Annotated in this window: 18 protein-coding genes; 4 read left to right on the top strand and 14 right to left on the bottom strand. The window is 67.9% G+C overall.

Going from position 1 to position 17,848, the window contains the following annotated elements; all coding sequences use genetic code 11:
- The first annotated feature begins 375 nt into the window (after positions 1 to 375).
- The gene (locus ABZ863_RS29455; protein ID WP_358542200.1) at positions 376 to 2,970 is read left to right on the top strand and encodes a Helicase associated domain protein; all 2,595 of its coding nucleotides are present in this window, start codon (positions 376 to 378) and stop codon (positions 2,968 to 2,970) included.
- Entirely contained in the window at positions 2,970 to 3,368 is a 399-nt protein-coding gene (locus ABZ863_RS29450) for a hypothetical protein (protein ID WP_358542197.1), read from the top strand. Before ABZ863_RS29455 ends, ABZ863_RS29450 begins: the two co-directional genes overlap by 1 nt.
- A gap of 305 nt (positions 3,369 to 3,673) precedes the next feature.
- Here ABZ863_RS29450 and ABZ863_RS29445 read toward each other — a convergent pair whose 3' ends face one another.
- Complete coding sequence (locus tag ABZ863_RS29445) at positions 3,674 to 5,146, bottom strand: serine/threonine-protein kinase (RefSeq protein ID WP_358542194.1); 1,473 nt, start codon at positions 5,144 to 5,146, stop codon at positions 3,674 to 3,676.
- Between the two features lie 388 nt (positions 5,147 to 5,534).
- Between ABZ863_RS29445 and ABZ863_RS29440 the strand changes: the two genes are divergently transcribed.
- Positions 5,535 to 6,194, top strand: a complete 660-nt coding sequence (locus ABZ863_RS29440) for an HNH endonuclease family protein (RefSeq protein ID WP_358542191.1) — start codon at positions 5,535 to 5,537, stop codon at positions 6,192 to 6,194.
- On the opposite strand, the gene ABZ863_RS29435 is transcribed toward ABZ863_RS29440, so the two are convergent.
- Positions 6,176 to 6,706, bottom strand: a complete 531-nt coding sequence (locus ABZ863_RS29435) for a hypothetical protein (protein ID WP_358542188.1) — start codon at positions 6,704 to 6,706, stop codon at positions 6,176 to 6,178. The genes ABZ863_RS29440 and ABZ863_RS29435 overlap by 19 nt on opposite strands.
- Before the next feature lie 196 nt (positions 6,707 to 6,902).
- Positions 6,903 to 7,673, bottom strand: a complete 771-nt coding sequence (locus ABZ863_RS29430; RefSeq protein WP_037788157.1) for an IS5-like element IS112 family transposase — start codon at positions 7,671 to 7,673, stop codon at positions 6,903 to 6,905.
- Between the two features lie 108 nt (positions 7,674 to 7,781).
- Here ABZ863_RS29430 and ABZ863_RS29425 point away from each other — a divergent pair, with 108 nt between their 5' ends.
- Positions 7,782 to 8,714 carry a transposase family protein gene (locus ABZ863_RS29425; RefSeq protein ID WP_358542185.1) on the top strand — a complete coding sequence of 311 codons (933 nt, stop codon included), beginning with the start codon at positions 7,782 to 7,784 and terminating at the stop codon, positions 8,712 to 8,714.
- Positions 8,715 to 8,770: 56 nt separating this feature from the next.
- Here ABZ863_RS29425 and ABZ863_RS29420 read toward each other — a convergent pair whose 3' ends face one another.
- The 11 genes from ABZ863_RS29420 to ABZ863_RS29370 form a co-directional block, all read right to left on the bottom strand.
- A complete protein-coding gene (locus ABZ863_RS29420) occupies positions 8,771 to 8,851 on the bottom strand; it encodes an IS3 family transposase (RefSeq protein WP_078539201.1) in 81 nt (26 codons plus the stop codon).
- Positions 8,852 to 8,994: 143 nt separating this feature from the next.
- Positions 8,995 to 9,294: a transposase gene (locus tag ABZ863_RS29415; protein WP_078539200.1), complete on the bottom strand. Its 300-nt coding sequence runs from the start codon at positions 9,292 to 9,294 to the stop codon at positions 8,995 to 8,997.
- A gap of 135 nt (positions 9,295 to 9,429) precedes the next feature.
- The gene (locus tag ABZ863_RS29410) at positions 9,430 to 10,281 is read right to left on the bottom strand and encodes a M23 family metallopeptidase (RefSeq protein WP_358542181.1); all 852 of its coding nucleotides are present in this window, start codon (positions 10,279 to 10,281) and stop codon (positions 9,430 to 9,432) included.
- Between the two features lie 82 nt (positions 10,282 to 10,363).
- On the bottom strand, positions 10,364 to 12,097 hold the full coding sequence (locus tag ABZ863_RS29405) for an ABC transporter ATP-binding protein (protein WP_023423361.1): 1,734 nt from the start codon (positions 12,095 to 12,097) through the stop codon (positions 10,364 to 10,366).
- Positions 12,094 to 12,270 (bottom strand): hypothetical protein, encoded by a 177-nt coding sequence (locus ABZ863_RS29400; RefSeq protein ID WP_157875472.1) that lies wholly within the window; start codon positions 12,268 to 12,270, stop codon positions 12,094 to 12,096. Before ABZ863_RS29400 ends, ABZ863_RS29405 begins: the two co-directional genes overlap by 4 nt.
- Before the next feature lie 42 nt (positions 12,271 to 12,312).
- Positions 12,313 to 13,065, bottom strand: coding sequence for a class I SAM-dependent methyltransferase (locus tag ABZ863_RS29395; protein WP_023423360.1), 753 nt, complete (start codon positions 13,063 to 13,065; stop codon positions 12,313 to 12,315).
- 55 nt (positions 13,066 to 13,120) lie between these two features.
- On the bottom strand, positions 13,121 to 13,939 hold the full coding sequence (locus tag ABZ863_RS29390) for a hypothetical protein (protein ID WP_023423359.1): 819 nt from the start codon (positions 13,937 to 13,939) through the stop codon (positions 13,121 to 13,123).
- A 51-nt stretch (positions 13,940 to 13,990) separates the two neighbouring features.
- Entirely contained in the window at positions 13,991 to 14,572 is a 582-nt protein-coding gene (locus ABZ863_RS29385; RefSeq protein WP_023423358.1) for a hypothetical protein, read from the bottom strand.
- Positions 14,569 to 16,374, bottom strand: a complete 1,806-nt coding sequence (locus ABZ863_RS29380) for an alpha/beta fold hydrolase (RefSeq protein ID WP_234025470.1) — start codon at positions 16,372 to 16,374, stop codon at positions 14,569 to 14,571. The genes ABZ863_RS29385 and ABZ863_RS29380 overlap by 4 nt, the downstream gene beginning before the upstream one ends.
- Before the next feature lie 233 nt (positions 16,375 to 16,607).
- The gene (locus ABZ863_RS29375; protein ID WP_023423356.1) at positions 16,608 to 16,808 is read right to left on the bottom strand and encodes a hypothetical protein; all 201 of its coding nucleotides are present in this window, start codon (positions 16,806 to 16,808) and stop codon (positions 16,608 to 16,610) included.
- 42 nt (positions 16,809 to 16,850) lie between these two features.
- On the bottom strand, positions 16,851 to 17,042 hold the full coding sequence (locus tag ABZ863_RS29370; RefSeq protein ID WP_037788156.1) for a hypothetical protein: 192 nt from the start codon (positions 17,040 to 17,042) through the stop codon (positions 16,851 to 16,853).
- Positions 17,043 to 17,848: the final 806 nt, after the last annotated feature.

The raw sequence follows: 17,848 nt of genomic DNA, 5'->3' as shown, positions 1-17,848 counted from the left end.
TGCCCCGGCAAGCCGGGGCATAGAGCGCGAATTGCGCAAGCGCAATTCGGATTCCGGCGCAAGCGCCGGAATGGAATTCCGTAAACGGAATTCCCGACGGAAGGCAATTCGCGCAAGCGCGAATTCGAGGTGATCGCGCAAGCGCGATCACCCAGGCTGGCTACGAGGGAAAGGTGCATCACGCGCGGGCCTGTGTAGGGCTTGAGGTTCCTACCCCCCACCCCCGCGACGGGAGTGACGGACCGACGGCCCGGTCGGGCGCCGGCCTCACCGAAGTGACGGGCTCCGCTGCGCTCCACCCTGACCACTCCCCCACCCTCGAAACCGGCCGCTCACGTTCACGAATACCCCGCCAGCATACCCTATGAACCGTGCATGCGGGGCGGGATTCAGCCAAGAATCAGCCTACAGGGCGAACCTGTCGCGTGGGTGATGCATCAGGGGTGCCGGGTGTGTAAAGTCTGGGACCAGACACCACCACCCCGGCCCGCCACTCACCGCGCCGGACTCTCATTCCTATTACGCGTCGCATTCCGCGAAAAGGAGAACACGGGAATGGCCGTGAAACTGCGTGAACACCAGATTGAGGCCGTAGCCGCCATCGCGCGCGGCCTCGATATCCCGCCGGGCGGCATTCCCTGGAATGGTCTGCGCGGGCAGGTGCACGCAGCGTGCGGAACAGGAAAGACCATCATCGCGGCGGCCTCCGCAAAGCGGATCGTGCCCAAGGGACGCATTCTCGTAGTGGTGCCGACCCTGGATCTCCTGGCGCAGACCGTGAAGGCGTGGAGCGAGGCCGGGCACAAGGGGCCGGCGGTCATGGTGTGCTCGCCGCTGGACGACCCGGAACTGTGGCACCTGGGCGTCCGCTCCACCACGAACCCCGTACAGCTGGCGCTGTGGCACTCCACAGGGCCGGTGACCATCTACGCCACCTACGCCTCGCTGGGCGTGCTGGTGGAGGCGTTCGAGGGCGCCTACGGGCAGAAGCTCGCGCCGGTGGACCTGGCGGTGGTCGATGAGGCGCACAGGACGTCGGGCTCGATGGGTAAGGCGTGGGCGGACATCCACGACCAGACGAAGATCCCGGCGTACCGCCGGCTGTACCTGACGGCGACGCCGCGGATCTGGGAGGAGCGGCTGAACCGCGAGGTCGCCGAGGGGGTGCGTGACCCGCTGCCGCGCGAGATGGCGGCCTCCATGGACGACGAGAAGGTCTTCGGGCCGGTCCTCTACAAGCTGTCGTTGGCGTCGGCGGTGTCCCGGAAGCTGCTGGCGCGGTACCAGATCATCGTCCTGGAGCTCCAGGACCCGGTCGTCACGCCCGAGCGGCTGATGGGCGAGGAGCGGCACACCGAGGAGGTCCGCGGGCAGCGCCTCGGGGCGCTCCAGGCCGCGCTGCTGCACGCGATGGAGCAGCACAACCTCCAGACGTGCATCACCTTCCACCACCGGACCATAGAGGCCGCGGCGTACGCGGAGGGCCTTCAGCGCGTGGCCAAGCGGCTGCACGCGGACCAGCCCGAGAAGTACCCGTCGGAGATCTGGGCGGACTGGCTGTGCGGTGAGCACGTGCCGGAGCGCCGGCGGGAGGTGCTGGGCAAGTTCGGTTCCACCGCCCGGCGCGCGGTGCTCTCGAACTGCCGCGTCCTGGGGGAGGGCGTGGACATCCGGGCCGTGGACTCGGTGGCCCTGCTGGACCCCAAGGGCGCGCCGCACGACATCGTTCAGGCGATCGGCCGCGCGCTGCGCCAGAAGCCCGGGCAGGGAAAGCTCGCTTCTCTGATCGTGCCGGTATTTCTCCAGCCTGATGAAAGCCCGGAAGATATGTTCACTTCCGGTTCGTATAAGCCGTTGGTGAAGGTTCTTGAGGGTCTGCGGGCTCACGATGAAGAGGCCGTAGAATTGCTAGCCATTCCGCAGGAGCCTCAGAAAGACGTCGCGCAGCCCTCCGAGTACATCGGTGCCGCGCCCGCCGATAACGAGGAAGAAACCCGCCTCCTGCTCCGGTTTGCGGCTCCGCGTGATCCGGTGATGGTCGCGAACTGGGTTTCCTTCAACGTGATCGACACGGAGCGGCAGGACTGGGCGCGCGGCTGGGCGAAGCTCAAGGAGTACGCGGAGCGGGTTGGGAACGCGAATGTGCCGTACGAGCACAAGGAGGGCGCGTTTCCGCTGGGGACCTGGGTCGCGGAGCAGCGACGGGCGTACGGGGCGGGGCAGATGAACGGCCGGCGGGCGGCGCGGCTGGAGAAGCTGGGCATGGCCTGGTCGGCGGCCGACGCGCGGTTCCAGGAGAACCTGGCAGCGGCCCGGGTGTACTTCGCGGAGCACTGGACGCTGTGCGCTCCCCGGGCGGCGGCCGCGCTCGACAAGCCGGTGGGACAGTGGCTGTCCAACCTGCGCCGTCCCGGTGCGCTGGAGGGTCACCCGGAGTGGGAGGCCGCGCTCCTGGCCGTGGACGAGGACTGGAACCCCTCGTGGCCGACCGAGTGGCAGCGGCACTACGCGACGCTGCGCGAGCTGGTGCGTGACGAGGACGGCCCGGCGGAGGTCCTGCCCGGCTTCACCGTGCACGGCATGGACGTCGGCAAGTGGCTGGCCCGGCAGCGGAAGCCCGAGGTGTGGGCGGCCCTGGCCGACGGGCAGCGCGAGCGCTTGGAGGCCGTCGGCGTCACCCCGCTCGCCGCCGCCCCGGCCCCGGTGGAGCAGGCCGCGCCGACGGAGCCGTCCACGGCGCCCGTGAGCGCCTTCGAGCGGGGCGTTGCGGCCCTGGCGCAGTACAAGGCCCGCACGGGCTCTGTGACGGTCCCCAGGGGTCACGTAGAGGCGATGCCGGACGGGTCTGAAGTGAAGCTCGGGGTGTGGGTCATGAACCAGAAGAGCCGCCGAGCCAAGCTGACCGTCGACAAGCTCGCCGCGCTCGCCGGCCTCGGGCTGGAGTGGGCGGCCACGGAAGGAGCGGCGTGATGGGCACGAGCGAGCACGAGGCCGGGGAGCAGCGCGTGCGGGACGCCGTGCGGTGGCACGCCCGCACCAGGGCCTTCGCGGAGGCGGAGGACGTCATCTCGGCCGTGCTGTCCGACCTCGGCGTCCAGGAGGCGCGGGAGCGGGTGGAGGCGGCGGAGACGGAGATGGGCACGGAGCTGGGCGCCCGTCTCCAGTCGTTCCAGGACCGCTACGACCAGGCCGTGGCGGAAGGCGACGCGGACGGGCTCGCTGGGCTCTGCGCGGGCAAGCACGGCCGCTGGGGTCGGATCTGCGTGCTGCCCGACGGGCACGAGACCTCGATGGAGGAACCGCACTGGGGGCGCAACGGCGAAGGCCAGCCGGTCGCATGGGTGGGCAGCGCGCCCGACGACTGGTGAGCGGCGAAGGGCCTCCGGGGCGCAGGGCGGCCCAGGGCCCTTGGTTGAACCTGGGCCAGCGATGCTGCCCCCCCCAGGCCCAACACCCACTGGGGTGCGGGTGCCCTGAGCTGCGGCATCGCACTGGTGTGCGTGTAGGCCCTGGGATCTTCGGGGCGCTCCCCCGACATGACGCCCGTACCGGGCCCAACCATCCGACCGGCCCGGCAAGACATGTGACGAGAGAGGGCACCGCGCCGTCCCCGCGCTCAGGCTCCTCGGTCAAGAACAGGCGGTGCCCGTTCAAGCCGCGGGCGACTCTGTAATCAGCGCCTCCAGGAGCCTTGGGGGTTGTGCTCCGGCATTTGGCGGGGGTGAGCGAGTCGAGCGTTCGCCGCCTGGGCCAACCAGGTGGCCCATCGGTCGATGAACTCGTCCAGGTCTCCGATGGCGAGGGGCGTGAAGGGCCAGGCCACCTGGTGCATGCCGATCGTCGGGCTGATGGCGGTGCGTGACTCGACGTGAGGGTCCAGGGCAAAGGGTGCCGTGGTGCTCGCCACGGAGCGGAACGGGGTGTCCATGAAGGCCGTCTCGAACCACTGGTACTCGGCCTCCATCTGGGCGTCGGCGTACCAGAGGGAGTGGCTTCGCCCGTCGTACCCGTGCTGGTTGGCGGGGACCTTCAGCGAGAGCGTGGCAGAGGCGATGACGTCGAACGGTGCCGGTGTCGACTCGGCACGCCAGGACTCGGCGGCGGTCTTCCTCGGTCTGGACAGGGTCAGCTCGGCGTCGTTGATTCGGATGGTCCACCCGCCCTGCTGGCCCTTGTGGACCTTCGCGTTCGGAGCGGCGTTCGTCAGGGTCGTGAGGAAGGAGTCGGCGATGAAGGCGAAGGAGGTCGTGGCGGCCTCGAACAGAGCACTGCGCCGGTCGGTCTCGGTGGCGTGTGCCGAGGCCCGGCGGTCTTCTTGGGCCTGGCGTGAGACGGCGCCCTGGTTGGCCTCCGCGAGCGCGGCCAACCCACCGGAGAGCGCGGCGGCGGAGATCCGTCCCAGCCGGGCGAGCACGTTGCCGGCCGCGGGGCGTGCCTGGGGCGCCTTGTAGAGGCATTCGGTGATCAGCGCGGCCAGCAGAGGCGGAGCGGTAGCAAGGGGCGGTGGGGTTCCGTGCAGGTGCTGGTCCTGGTAGTCATGATCGTTCGGCCCGGTGAAGGGCAGGGTGCCCTCCAGGAGCTCGTAGGCCAGGATACCCAGGGCGTAGACGTCGCTGGCGCTGGTGGCCCGCTGGTTCTTCCAGCGTTCGGGAGCCATGTACGGAAGGGTGCCGTGGAGTTTGAAGGTGCGCTGCGCGGTGCTCGCTTCGGCGTAGCGGGCGATGCCGAAGTCGGCCAGGCACCAGTGGCCCCTGAGCAACAGGATGTTCTCCGGTTTGAGGTCGCGGTGGACGACCTTCCGGTCCTTGAGGTCGGCGAGCGCTTCGGCGACGTCGGATAGGACAGCGACCGCCTCACTGAGGGGCAGCCGGCGGTGGGCCTGGAGGTGGTCACGCAGCGACTTCGTGGCCCGGGGCATCACCAGGGCCCACTCATTCTCGCGCTCGCCGCTGTCGATGACCGGGACCACGTTACGGACGCCGTCCAGGTCGGTGAACAGCATTTCGCGCTCGGTTCCCGGAGCCTTGGGTACGAGCTTCACCGCCGCCTTCTCGCCGTCGGTGCTCACCGCCTCGTACACGGCCCCGAAGCCGCCACCCCCGATAAGGGCGCCGACGGCCCATTCCTTGTTCAGTGCCAGTGTCATGGTGCGCATTGTCTCCATCGTCAACTGCTGCCCTACGAGGTCTGGTTCGCCCCGCTTCTATAGTCTCAGGCCCCGATGACCGTCTGGTCCACGTCGAATACGCCCGGGGCTGGAACCGCCGGCGGCGTGGTGCCGGCGGTGAGCTCGCCAAGACGGCCGCCACTGCGTGTGAAGTAACGGCCGAGTTCGGTGAGCTGCCGACGGGCAGCGGTCGGCTTCGCAGAGGACCACTTCGGCAGAGCTTCGGGGGCGTGACAGCGTCTGGGGCCTGGGTAACCAGGTGTTGTCCGGGGGTAGAGCGTGGCGCCTGAGCGGACAGGACCAATCAATCGGATGGCGTGACGTTGCTGGTGGCAGAGTCGTTAGCCCGCCCGTGAAGATCACCTTGATGCGTACCGCCGCCGCCCTCGCCGTGGCCGCCCTTCTCCCCATCTCGTCCTCCGCCGCCGCCGAGACGAGCGAGGCTGGCCCGACGGTGTTGCCGATCGACGCTGCCGTGGCCGCTCTCCAGTCCGCCGACGAATCCAGGACCGGATACTCCCGGACCGCGTTCAAGCACTGGACCGCCGGCGACAACCCCACGGACGGCTGCAACACCCGCCAGGAAGTCCTGCTCGCCGAGGCCACCATCGCGCCCGAGGTCGGGCCCCGGTGCACCATCACCGGGGGCACCTGGTTCTCGTACTACGACGAGGCCACCGTCGAGGGGGCTCGCGGCCTGGACATCGACCACATGGTGCCCCTGGCCGAAGCCTGGGACTCCGGGGCGTCGGCCTGGACAGCCGCTCGCCGCGAGGCCTACGCCAACGACCAGGGCCAGGCGTCCTCGCTGGTCGCGGTCACCGCACGCACCAACAGGTCCAAGAGCGACCAGGACCCCGCCGAGTGGCTGCCGCCCGCCCCCGGAGCTCTGTGCCGGTACGGCGCGGAGTGGACCGCGACCAAGCTGCGCTGGAACCTCACCATCGACGAGCAGGAGAAGACCGCCCTCCTCGACATCGCCTCCTCCTGCGACGGCACCACCGTCACCTACACCCCCGCCCCCTGAGCAACAGGGCGCCCGACCCATGCCTGGTGGGTGGGAGCGACACGGAGCTGCTCTCGGAGGCGGCCGAGTAGCACTCCTACGCGGGTGCGGCCCTCCAGGACCTGCAGTCCGCTGTGCGTCGGGTCCAGGAGGCGCCGGTCGATGAGGAGCGGCGGGCGCATCCAGGTCCCGTGCTCCTCCCAGTGCCGGCCCACCTCTGGAGGGCGGACGGTGACCCAGTGCACGGGGTGCTTGGCGTAAGCCTCGATGCAGTCGGCGTCGGTTGCCCCGGTGGGCATGTCGTCGAAGTCGGCTGCGGAGAGGGTTTCCAGCCGCCAGGCGATGTGCCGTAGGTCGAGGTGGCCGTAGTCGTGGAGGAAGGGGGCGTTGTCGCCGTGGTCGAAGAGGAACTGCTCCAGGACGTCGTCCGGCCAGTCCAGCGTGGCGAGAGCGGGGTCGGCGCGGAAACGGCTGTAGCTAATGTTCTCCTCTCGGCGGCGCGTCATCACCGGCTGCAGGTCGCTGAGCTTCATTTCCCCAGGTGTACGGCCTCGGTACTGGTGGGCTCTCGTATTCAACCGTCGTTGATTCCCTGCGACCCCAGCCGGATGGTGACTGTGCGTGGTCGTCAGTAGACGAATCGACTGCAGGGCTGTGCCTAAGGGTTGTCCCGCAAATGATCTTCGGGTCGCCTCGGGTATGGGGGAGGCCGTTGTGCGGACCGCCGGTTTATCCGGTGAGGGCGAGGTTGTGCATGCGGGCGATGCCGAGCATGGCGTGATGGACGCCGTCGCCCTTCAGGCGGCAGTCGCGGAGGATCTTCCAGGTCTTCATGCGGGCGAAGACGTGCTCGACGCGGGCTCGAACCTGCTTGTGGGACTTGTTGTGTTCCTCTTTCCAGTCCGGGAGTCCGGCCTGTCCGCGCTCTCGGCGGTGCGGGATGACGAGTCCGGTGCCCGGGTAGCCGCCGTCGGCGATCGTGAGGGTCTTGCCGACGGCGGCCTTGGCGCCGGATTCCTCCCATGCCTTGCAGTCGTTGCGGTTGCCGGCGAGCGGCCGTCCGACCACCACGACCAGGCGGGTGTCGGCGTCGATGACGACCTGGTGGTTGGTGGAGTACCGGTAGTTCTTCGACCGCTCGGCGATGGTGTGATCCCGGGTGGGGACCAGTGTGCCGTCCACGATGAGCACGGTGTCCTTGGCGAATCGCTTGCGGGGCTGGAGCGCGAGCATCGGTCCGAGGTGGTCGATGATCCGGTCCGCCGCCGACTTCGACACCCCGAACAGCGGGGCGAGCTGCCGCATGGTCAGGTTTGTGCGCCAGTACGCCGCGACCAGCAGTGCCCGGTCCTCCAGGGGCAGGCTCCACGGCCGGCCCTTGCGGACCGCGTCCGCACCCTCGCGACGCAGCACCGTCACCAGCTTCCCGAACTGCCTCGTGCTCAGCCCGCTGAACGGGGCAATCCAGGACGGCTCCGACGCCGTGATCACACCAGCCACGCCAAGATCATCTCATCTGTGACCAGCAGTTACGGGACAGCCCTTACGAGCTCGTGCATGGTTGGCGGTAGCGCGTCGAGACCTTGATCGTTGATCATGATCCGTGTGGTGGGGAACCGGGCGCGTGCAGCAATCATCCGTAGCCAGCGGATCACCGGGCTGACGCCCGACGTGATCGCAGAACTCATCACCGAAATCGGCCCGTTGTGGCACGAGCGGCACCAGGCCGTGCTGACGTCACGCCCTCGCCGCCGGGCCGTCGGTGCCGGGGCCAAGCACAAGCTGGTCTTCGTCGACCGCCTGTTGGCCACGCTGGTGCACCTCCGTCATGGCGCCACGCATGACGTGCTGGCCTGCTGGTTCGGTGTCGACCGCTCCACCATTACGCGTGCGATCGGTGAAGTGCGGCCGCTGCTGGCGATCCGGGGCTGCACCGTCGCGCCCGACATCCGACTGCGCACGCTCGCCGAGGTCGTCGCCCATCTCGGCGCGAGCGGGCAGACCGGGATCATCGACGGGACCGAGGTCCGGGTGCGTCGTCCGGCCGCCGGACGCAGGGACCGGGAGAAGTTCATCTCCGGGAAGAACAAGCAGAACGCCGTGAAGTCGATGGTCGTCACGGACGCCATAGGGAGGCTGTTGTTCTGCAGCCCGGCCGAGCCAGCCAGCTGCGCGGACATCACGCACGCCCGGAAATTGGGCCTGGTCAAGCTCCTGGCCGACGGGCCCGCCGTGGAAATCCTCGCCGATGCCGGTTACCAGGGCCTGGGCGCCCAGACCGGCGGCCGCGTGGTGACACCACCGCACCGCAAGTTCAAGAAGAACCCGCCCCAGTGGTACGAGGAGATGTACGAACGGCAGCGCAAAGCGCACTCCTCACGCCGCATCCGGGTCGAACACGGCATCGGCCATCTGAAGAACTGGCGATCCCTCGCACGACACCACGGCCGCCGTGAGCACATGAGCGACATCGTCCAAGCTGTCGCCGGACTACTCTCCCACCAGCAGACCGCCACGATGGCCAGAGATACGCGAACGTGAACACACCGGCCAATCCGCAGCCCTCGACGCGCTACCGCCAACCATGCACGAGCTCGTTAGCGGAGCTCGGCGGTGATCCTCGGGGCTCCGTAGGTGCCGTCCGATTTCCGGTGCACCGCCCGTATCCGGGCGGCCAGACGGGCGTCGGCCCCCTGCCGGGCGGCCCGGTCCGTAGCCGTCCGGCGCCAGTACTAGAAGCTCGAGCGGCTCACGCCGAGGATGCTGCAGAGCCGCTTTACGCCGTAACGGCGCTGGAGGTCGGCGACACACTGGAGCGGGTTCACCAGCGCGTCTCCCCGGCGAAATACTTCGCCGCTTTGCGCAGTATCTCCCGTTCCTCCTCCAGCTCACGCACCTTCTTCCGCAAGGCGGCGTTCTCGGCCTCCAGCGGCACCGACGGCAGGGCTGGTTCCTGCGTCCACCGCCCCCGGGGACGGCTCACCCCGGCCGCCCGGACCCAGTCCCGCAGCGTCTCCGGGTTGATCCCCAGATCGGCGGCGACCGACCTGATCGTCGCTTCCGGCCGCGACTCGTACAGCGCGACCGCATCCGCCTTGAACTGCGGCGGGTAGTTCTTCATGACCACGAGATGTCCGTTCTCAGATCCTCAGGATCCAGTGTCTCGTGTGTTCAACATCAGGGGTCAAGGCCCGATCACCTCGGCAGGCTGAGAGCCCCTGCCGAGCCACAGGCCGTCCCGTGGACAGCCCGCACGTCATGCGGAGCGCTCCGGTAGCGGTGCGACGGGGACGCAGTGCGTGGTGTCCTCGGGCACACCGGTGTGTTCCACGCCGTCGTCATCGCGATAGGACCACGCGAACGGCACACCTCGCGCCGTCATCACGTCGGGGCCGTCCATGAGCTGGAAGTGCAGGTGCGGCTCGGACGAGTTGCCGGAGTTGCCGCATTCAGCCATCTCCTGGCCAGCCGTCACCCGGTCGCCCGGAGCCACCCGCAGCGAGCCGCGTCGCAGATGTGCGAAAGCCGCGTACGCGCCGTCGCCGAGGTCCAGGATGATGTGGTTGCCCATGAGGTGGCACGGCCAGCCGAGACTGCGAACGAAGCCTTCCAGATAGAGGAAGAGGAAGGCGGGGAACGACATGCGCGACAGGTGGTCGCGTTGTCGGCCCGCAGTCGCGACGACGACTCCGTCGGCGGGCGCGAGCAGCGGCATGCCGAAGGTGGGGTAGAGGCGAGGGCTCCGGGCGAGTGGCCAGAGCCAGCGGAAGGGTGGGGCCTGCGGCGCGCTCCGCTCACCTCTGCCCTCGGGTACGTACTTAAGATCGATGGCGTACGTCTGCGCGTGGCTGTGCGTGTGGCTGGGGACCTTCGTCGCCGGGCCGTTGAGCGCCAGCCAGCGTCCGGTGACGGGGAGTCGGAGAAGGACCGGCTCGCGGTCCAGGGGCGGGCGCTGGGCACGGATCAGTGTCACGCGCATGACCTGGCCGATGATCAGCAGCGCCACGCCGGTGTACCAAAGCGGGCCGGTCCCCTGTGCGTTCACCACGAGGCACAGGGCGCCGGCGGCGAACACCAAGCCATAGCGCTTCCACAGGATCACGGGCATGTGCACCTCTTCGCAGGTGTGTCAGTGCGGTCATTGTCCGCATCCTGCCATGCTGGAGCAGCAGGTTCCGACGGGTCGGTCGTCATGCGGATCCGAGGGGGGCCAACTGCTGGCTGGCCAGTCGTCGGTAGGTGGGGTCGCCGGCCATCAGCTCTGGGTGGCTGCCGCGGGCCCTCAGTCGGCCTTCCTCGATCACGAGGATGTGGTCGGCGCCCACGGTGGTGGAGACGCGATGGGCGATCGTGAGGACCTGGCAGGTGGCGCCGATGGTGGTAAGGGCGGAGCGCAGGGCGGTCTCGGAGTCCGAGTCGAGGTTTGACGTGGCCTCGTCGAGAAGCAGGACCGCAGGGCGGGTCAGCAGGGCCCGGGCGATGGCCAGGCGCTGCCGCTGGCCGCCGGAGAGCCCTGTGCCGCCCTCTCCGAGGGCAGTGTCGAGGCCGTCTGGCAGGGTGGCGATGACGTCGGTGAGATGGGCCGCCTCCACGGCCTGGGCGATCTCCTCCGCTGTGGCGTCGGGCCGCGTGTAGACGAGGTTCTCGCGGACCGTTCCCCGCATGAGCGGGGAGCCCTGCTCGACCAGGCCGATGCGGGAGCGGAGTTCCCGGAGCGGCAGGAGGGAGATGTCTTCGCCGAAGAGCCGGATCCCCCCCTTGTCTGGGTCGTAGAAGCGTTCGATCAGATGGAACAGTGTGGATTTACCGGCGCCTGACGGCCCGACGATCGCGGTGATGCCGGTGGCGGGGAGCGTGAACGAGACGTCGTCGAGGGTCGGCGAAGCGGTGTCGGAGTAGCTGAAGGTGACGTTCCGGAACTCAACGGCGGGGAAGTCGTCGGACTCGTCCAGGTTCGGCGTCGCCACGAGGCCCGCAGAGATCTCGGCGGTCTCCTGGTCGACGGTGGCGAGGTCGTTGACACGGTCGATGGCGGCCCGGCCCTGCTGCAGCTCCCCCAGCGACATGAAGAACATCACCAGCGGCGAGACGAGGTAGAAGAGGTACATGATGAAGGAGGTGAGGTCCGCAGCGGAGAGTGCTCCGGTGGCCGTGCGCGCCATCCCCCAGGCGATCACCACCGCGAGGGAGACCTGCGTGCCCACGTTCATCGCGGGCATCAGCATCGCCGACAGACGGGTCACGCGGATCCCGCTGCCGCGCGCGGCCTTGGCGAGCGTCTCGATCCGCTCGGCTTCGCGGCGCTCGGCGCCGGAGGCCTTGACGGTGGTGAGCGCGCCGAGGACCCGAAGGAGCCCAGAGCCGTAGTCGCTGGTGTCCTCCCGGTTCTGGACCGCGGCCTTTCGGACCGCTCTGGCCAAGATCAGCGCCAATGCGGAGGCGACACCGAGGCAGCCCGCGGTGACCAGGAGCAGTTGCCAGTCGATCCACGCCATGACGGCGATGCAGCCGACGGTGGTAAAACCGGCGGTGATCATTTGGGCGACCGACGAAGACAGGGCGACTCGGGCGAGCGAGGTGTCGGAGACGGTGCGGGTGAACACATCACCGTGCTCGAGCTTGTGAAAGGCCCGTATTCGCGAGTGGAGCAAACGCCCTGTGAGGGTGGAGCGCATGTCGAGGACTATGTCCTCGCCCGCCCGGCCGATCAGGTAGAAGTGGGTGGCGCCGAGGACCGCGTCGGCGACAAACAGGGCGGCGATGGACAGGATCGGCCAGGTCACCGACTGGTCCAGGGCGACAGCCTCGATCAGGTCGCCGATGAGGAGCGGCTGGACGAGGGTCGCGGCGGTGCCGCCCAGCCCGAGGAGGATGCCGACGATAAGGAGCACCCTGTGCCGTCGGACGATCGCGGAGAAGTTCACGACGGGGCCTGCCCGAAGGCGATGGCCACGATCGCCGCGACACTCGTGGCGAAGACGACGCCCAGAGCCACCGCCCGTCTGGTGAACCGCCCGTCCTCACGGAAAAACGCGGACATGCTCGGCGCGGCGAAGACGAACGCGACCGCGAACCACACCGCACGGTCTGCTGTCATCAGTGGATCCTCTCTTGTACTGCTGGCGTACACCGGCGTGGCTCAGGCGTTCTTGGTGTACGTGGTCAGGAACATCGGGTACTGCTCGGTGTACGAGGAGAGGCTCCAGTCGGCGTAGCGGCCTTCGGGGGCGAGCCCGGCCACCGCCGCGTACCGGTCGACCTCGTCGGGGGTCGTGAGGCGCGCCAGTTCACTGCCCACTCGGGTGCTGCCGTCGGACTCGTACCAGATGTGGGAGCACTGCCAGATCTCGGAGGAGAGCGTGGAGTGGGTCTGCAGCCCCGTCCCCGGCTCCGGGTAGGGCGTGAAGAGAGTGCAGCGGGCCTGGCCGTCGTGGAGCGCCTGAACCGCGGGGAGGTTTCCGGTCTCCACCACCAGCCGGCCACCGGGGGTCAACAGTTCGGCGGCGCGGCACACCGCCTCCTGCTGGTCCTCGGCACTGAGCAGCATCGACAGCGTTCCGCACACCACGTACACCAGGCCGTACTGGCGGGTGTCGGTATAGGTGCGGATGTCCGCATGCACCGGGACGACGTTCTCGCTCCCGGCCTCGGCCAGCTGGGCGAGCATTTCCGGGGACGAGTCGACTCCCATCACCTGGCCGGTCTTCTGGGAGAGCGGAAGGGCGATGCGCCCCGTGCCGACCCCGAACTCGAGGGTCCCGGCGCCCGGGTCGGGGTGGAGCCCGGCCAGGACGTCTGCCGTGGCCTGCGCGTCGCCTCCCTTGGGAAAGATCCGGTCGTACCACGTGGCGAACTGCGTGCCGTAGCCGATGTCTGCAACTGTGCTGGTCATGCGGAGTGTCACTTTCCCTTGGGCGATGTCCGGGGCCGGCGTGGTCCGGCGCGGGTCAGGTGGGCCAGTAGCCGCTCCGGGTCTGCATTGCTGAGCGGAGGAGGCGGACGCGCCCGTCGTCGGCCAGCTCGCCGAAGGTGAAGACCTCCATCTCGCTCGCCGGGCGTCCGTGCCGCGAGGGCACCATGGAGTAACGGACCGCGAATCGGTTCCCCTGGGAGAGCGCCGCGTGGATGTCCAGGGTGTAGTCGGGGCCTTTGTCGCGGGCGGCGGCGAGGGCCTGCAGGGCTGCCGGGCGCTGCAGCGAAGTGCCGTTGATGAACTGGACGGAGTCGGGGGTGTGGAACCGGTCGTATGCCTCTTCGAGGGACGCGTCCGGGTCCTTGGCCAGCTCCCCGAAGGTCGTGAGGTAGGCCGCCGGGTCCGTCGGAGCACCCTTCGGCACACCGACGGAGCCCGCACCGCTGTCCCAGGTCCCGTCGGAGCTGCCCCATCCGTAGGTCGACCGCGCGGTGGTGACGGTCGACGCTACGCGTCCGTCGTCAGCGAGGTCGGCGAACATCACTGTCTCGGTGTTGTGCCGCACCTGCATCACCAAAGGCTTGCTGATGGTGTAACGGGCGGCGGCGCGCGAGCCGTCCACCACGACATCGTGGATCCACAGCTCGTACGGCGTCTGGTCCGCCCGCCACTGCGAGAGGTTCTTCAGGACGCCGGCCCGGTCACGCTGCTTCCGGTTGACCACATGAGTGGCGTTCGGCACGTGGTAGCGGACCCAGACGTCCTCCACGCTCTGTTCGGAGGCGAACGCGTCGGCGGTGTAGGTGCGGAGATAGCCGACGAAGTCGTCGGCAGGGATGGGGGGGGTGGTCATGGCGCGTTCTCCAACACTGGTGCTCGGTGTGGCGGTGGTTCCCGGTGGTGTTCAGGCCGCCGCGAGGTGCGGGCCGAACCGGCGCATCGGGGTGTAGGGGGAGATGAACAGGGGCTCGGGTTCCTCATTGGTGTCGTGGCCCGCGGCCCGTACGACCGCGAACTGGAAACCCTTGACGTTCTCATCGCCCTGCTGGTCGCGGATCGTCTTGCGAATGAACTCGGCGAGGACCCGGTAGGAGGAGGTCTTCTGCACCTCCGTCGCGCCGGTCTTGGTGGCCTGCTGAAGGATGGCCGTGCACAGGTCGAACACGGATTTCTCCGGGCGGCGGGTGGCGAACCAGAACGCCTGGTGCATCTTCCTGGGCTCGATCATGTCGATCTCACTCCACTCGGACGTCCCGCCCGTGTGGTCGAGAGTGCGGTAGACATAGTGGAAGTCGTGGGTCGCCGGGTTCGGTGCGAAGAACTTCCAGTTCGGAACGACGGAGAACAGGTCTCGGGAGCGGACCCGGTCGAACGCCGGGTGCGGGTGCTGCGCGGCGACGGTCGCCACCAGCATCCCCGCGCCCACGACGCGCGCCAGGGAACCGGGACCGGTGAACGCGTCCTTGACCAGGGCTGCTGGGTTCACTTCGGTGCTCCTTGCTCGTCGATGACGGACTCGCTGTGTTCGCCGCCCGTGCTGTCCTTCATGAAGGCGGTCATGTGCTGCACCGTCTTGTGGGCGAAGAGCGCGTTGGTCAGCAGGGAGTCGTGGTCGGCCCCTTCGACGACCTTGACGTCGCCGCGCTGGTGCGCCCGGGCGAGCTCGTTGTACATCAGGAGCTGTTCGGGGTCTTGGTCGACGGTCTGTTGCGCCGCGATGATCAGCGCGGGTGCCGCCACCTGTGGCAGGTCACCATCGAAGGACCTGAAGTCCTTCTCGACCGCCGCCCATTCGCGCTTCCCCGCCGCCCACAGCCGGGCGTCGGTGTACTGGGCGAACACCTTGTCCCGGTAGTTCGCAGGGAGCCTGTCGAGCCACCCAGGGCGGCTCATGAGGATGCCGGTGCCCATGGAGAGGTAGCGGGCAGCGTGCGTGATGTTGTCATTGAGGTCCTTCGCCCCCTCGCTCTGGCGCTCGGAGCGCAGCAACTCGGCAGGGTGGGACGGGTCGAGGTAGATCAGGCCGGCGACACGGTCCGGAATGCGGGCCGAGACCCGGCGGATCAGCTCTCCGCCCAGGGAGTGCCCGACCAGTACCGCCTTGCGGTGCCCGGGCACCGTGGCGCGGATCAGGTCCTCCAGGTCGTCGACGGATTCCTCCAGGACGAAAGGCGCATTGGTACGCCGGAGGCTGCCCGCGTACCCGGCTCGCGCGTAGGAGACGACCGCGCTGTCAGAGTCGTTCACGAACCGCTCGGTGATCCAGGCGAAGTGCTCGGACGTCGAGGTGAGTCCGGCACAGAAGACGAGCATCGGCGCATCCGTCTCGTCGTCCCGGCCACCCGTTTCGTACATGAGTTCGTTGCCATGCCGGGTGACGCACTTGCGCGACGTGGGCCAGCCTTCGAGGACTACGGCACGGCGCTGGGCGGCGACCGCAGCGGCGGCGACGACACCGCCGGCAAGCAGCAGGGCCGCGGCCTTCACCGCGCGGTCGTCGCGTCCCGCTACCGACGGGTGGGACTTGGGAGCCGTGGTGTAGGCGACCATGGGATGCATGGCGGGGAAGGCCGTCATGAAGCGGCCGAGTCCCATGACGAAGCCGTTGGCCACGTGGAAGCTGCCCGCTGCGGCGATCATCGGACGGGCCAGCTTGCCTCCGGCGAGGTAAACAACCGGGAAGAGGCATTCCATCGCGAGCACGCCGTACTGCAGGTACTTCGCAGTCTTCGGATAGCGCTGGGTGAGGTGGTAGGCGCTCTCGAACCCGTAGGTACGGGTGCGCATCACACCGGGGAGGGCCGAGCCGTCGCGCCACTTATCGCCGAGGAGTTTGACCCACCCGGAGGCCGCGTAGGACAGGCTCGCCTGCAGTGCCACGTACCAGAGGAGCGCGTCCTTGGTCTGCGGACTCTTCGAGAGGCGGGCAAGGCCAGTGGCGGTCTGCACCAGGTTCGCCACCTGGTCCGAACCGTCCGTGCCGTAGCGGTGGCGGGTCTGCAAGAGAGAGGTGGAAGCCGTGAGGAAGAGACTTCCGGCCCCGCGCCATCTGCTGCTGCCCGAAAAGAGGAGCCCCAGACTCACAGCCGCCCGGGCGGTGTGTATCGCCACCGTCACCTTTTTGCCGCTGACGGCCTCGGTGAGTCGGCGGATGGCCAGGTTCTTGGTCTCCGGCGCCTCCTTCATGATTTCCCAGTCGTTGAGACCACCAGGATCCATCTGCTTGTGCTGGTGCAGGTATTCGAGGGAGGAGGAGAGAGTAGTGAGCGCGGAAAGCCGCTCAGACATACCCAGAGCCTGGTCCCGGGATATCGGCACCGGAGAGAAAAGCGACGAGGCAAGCTTCTTAATTCGTCTCACAGGAGATTCCTCACGACTGAACCATGGGGTGAGCTAATATGTGAAAGCTGTCGGGCCGCGATTCCGGCGCGGCCCGACAGCTCGCCTCTTGCGCGCAGAGTTCACTCTCCGAGCGGCTTCAGAAGTTCACCCTCATGACAAGGGGCTACTGACGGTGCTCTCTACTTGCCGCCCGCGGCACGGCCGAGCTCATAGGCGCCGACCACGGCAGCGCCGGCCGCGAGGCCGCCGCCCGCGTACGGGGTGGTAACGAGAACGGCGGGGGTGAAGGCGACCGGCATGGTGCGGGTGAGCCGGTCCTTCTGGCCCTCCGTCAGAGTGGGCTCCGTGATCGACCGCACGCTTTCGATGATGTGAGTCATTCTGATCTCCTCTTCGACGATGCTCGGAATGCCTGACGGCCTTTAGTTGACGACACGGCCGGCGACGTACGCGCCCACCGGGATGGTGAAGGCGACGATGCCAGCCGTGATCTTGACGGTGACCGGAACCGCCACGGCCGGGGTGGCCATGACGGGGGTGCCGTCGGTCTTCGTCAGACCGTCCTCGAGGGAGCCCAGCTCCTGCTGGTTCATAAAGGCGGCTATCTTGCCCATGTTCCATTCCTCCTGTTGATTTCGATCAAGGCGTTGGGGTATTGAAAGCGTCACCGACCGAACGCGATTAGATGCCGACAGAAATGCACTCATTTCGCGAATGAAAGGCAAGTGCGGCCCAACATGGAGCAGTACAGAACGCTCTAGCGGAACACCGCCCATGAAATGAACAGACCTTAAAGGCCACCCCATTGATGGCCGAAATTCCGAGCATCGACTGAGTTCCCTGATTCGACAGCCGCTCGCCAACGATCGTTCAACCTCCCCCTTGCAAGCACCACTATATGAATATTACAAAGGTTGAAATCAAGCCCTGTCGACGTGACGTACATCACGACAAGAAAGGGCGTGTCCATATTGACCGTCGGCGCTGATTCGACACTGGCGCAAAGTTGACGATGACATTAGTCATGCTTTTCTCGCTGACCAGCTAGAACAAAGCTGGGAGAGCGTCGACTTCTGGTTTGTCCAGATGTCCCGAACCGGTCGGCCCTCAGCGAGCTTCTTCAACTCGCCCACCGATCAGGGAACGCGTCGAAAGCGTCCGTGCAGGCCAGCCCCTGTTGGCTGTCCTCGACCGAGGCTCGAGTTGAAGAAGCTCATTCAGTCCTGCGAGCCGCGCCCGCGCCACGGCTCGTGACGGGCCGCAGGGCACAGCCCCGGCCTGGCGGGAGGTCTGAGCACATGGTCGCCCGCCGGTCCTGCCGACCGTGGCGCCCAAGCACCACCGGTTGGGGCCGAGCCTCCTGGAGGTAATTTCCGGCTGTCCTCGGTCGCTCATTTCTCAGAGGCCGGCGTGGTGGCAT

Source organism: Saccharomonospora sp. NPDC046836 (genome assembly GCF_040645195.1).
GTDB lineage: Bacteria > Actinomycetota > Actinomycetes > Mycobacteriales > Pseudonocardiaceae > Prauserella_A.
The sequence above is the reverse complement of the archived record's forward strand: the minus strand, read 5'-3'. Positions and strand labels throughout refer to the sequence as shown.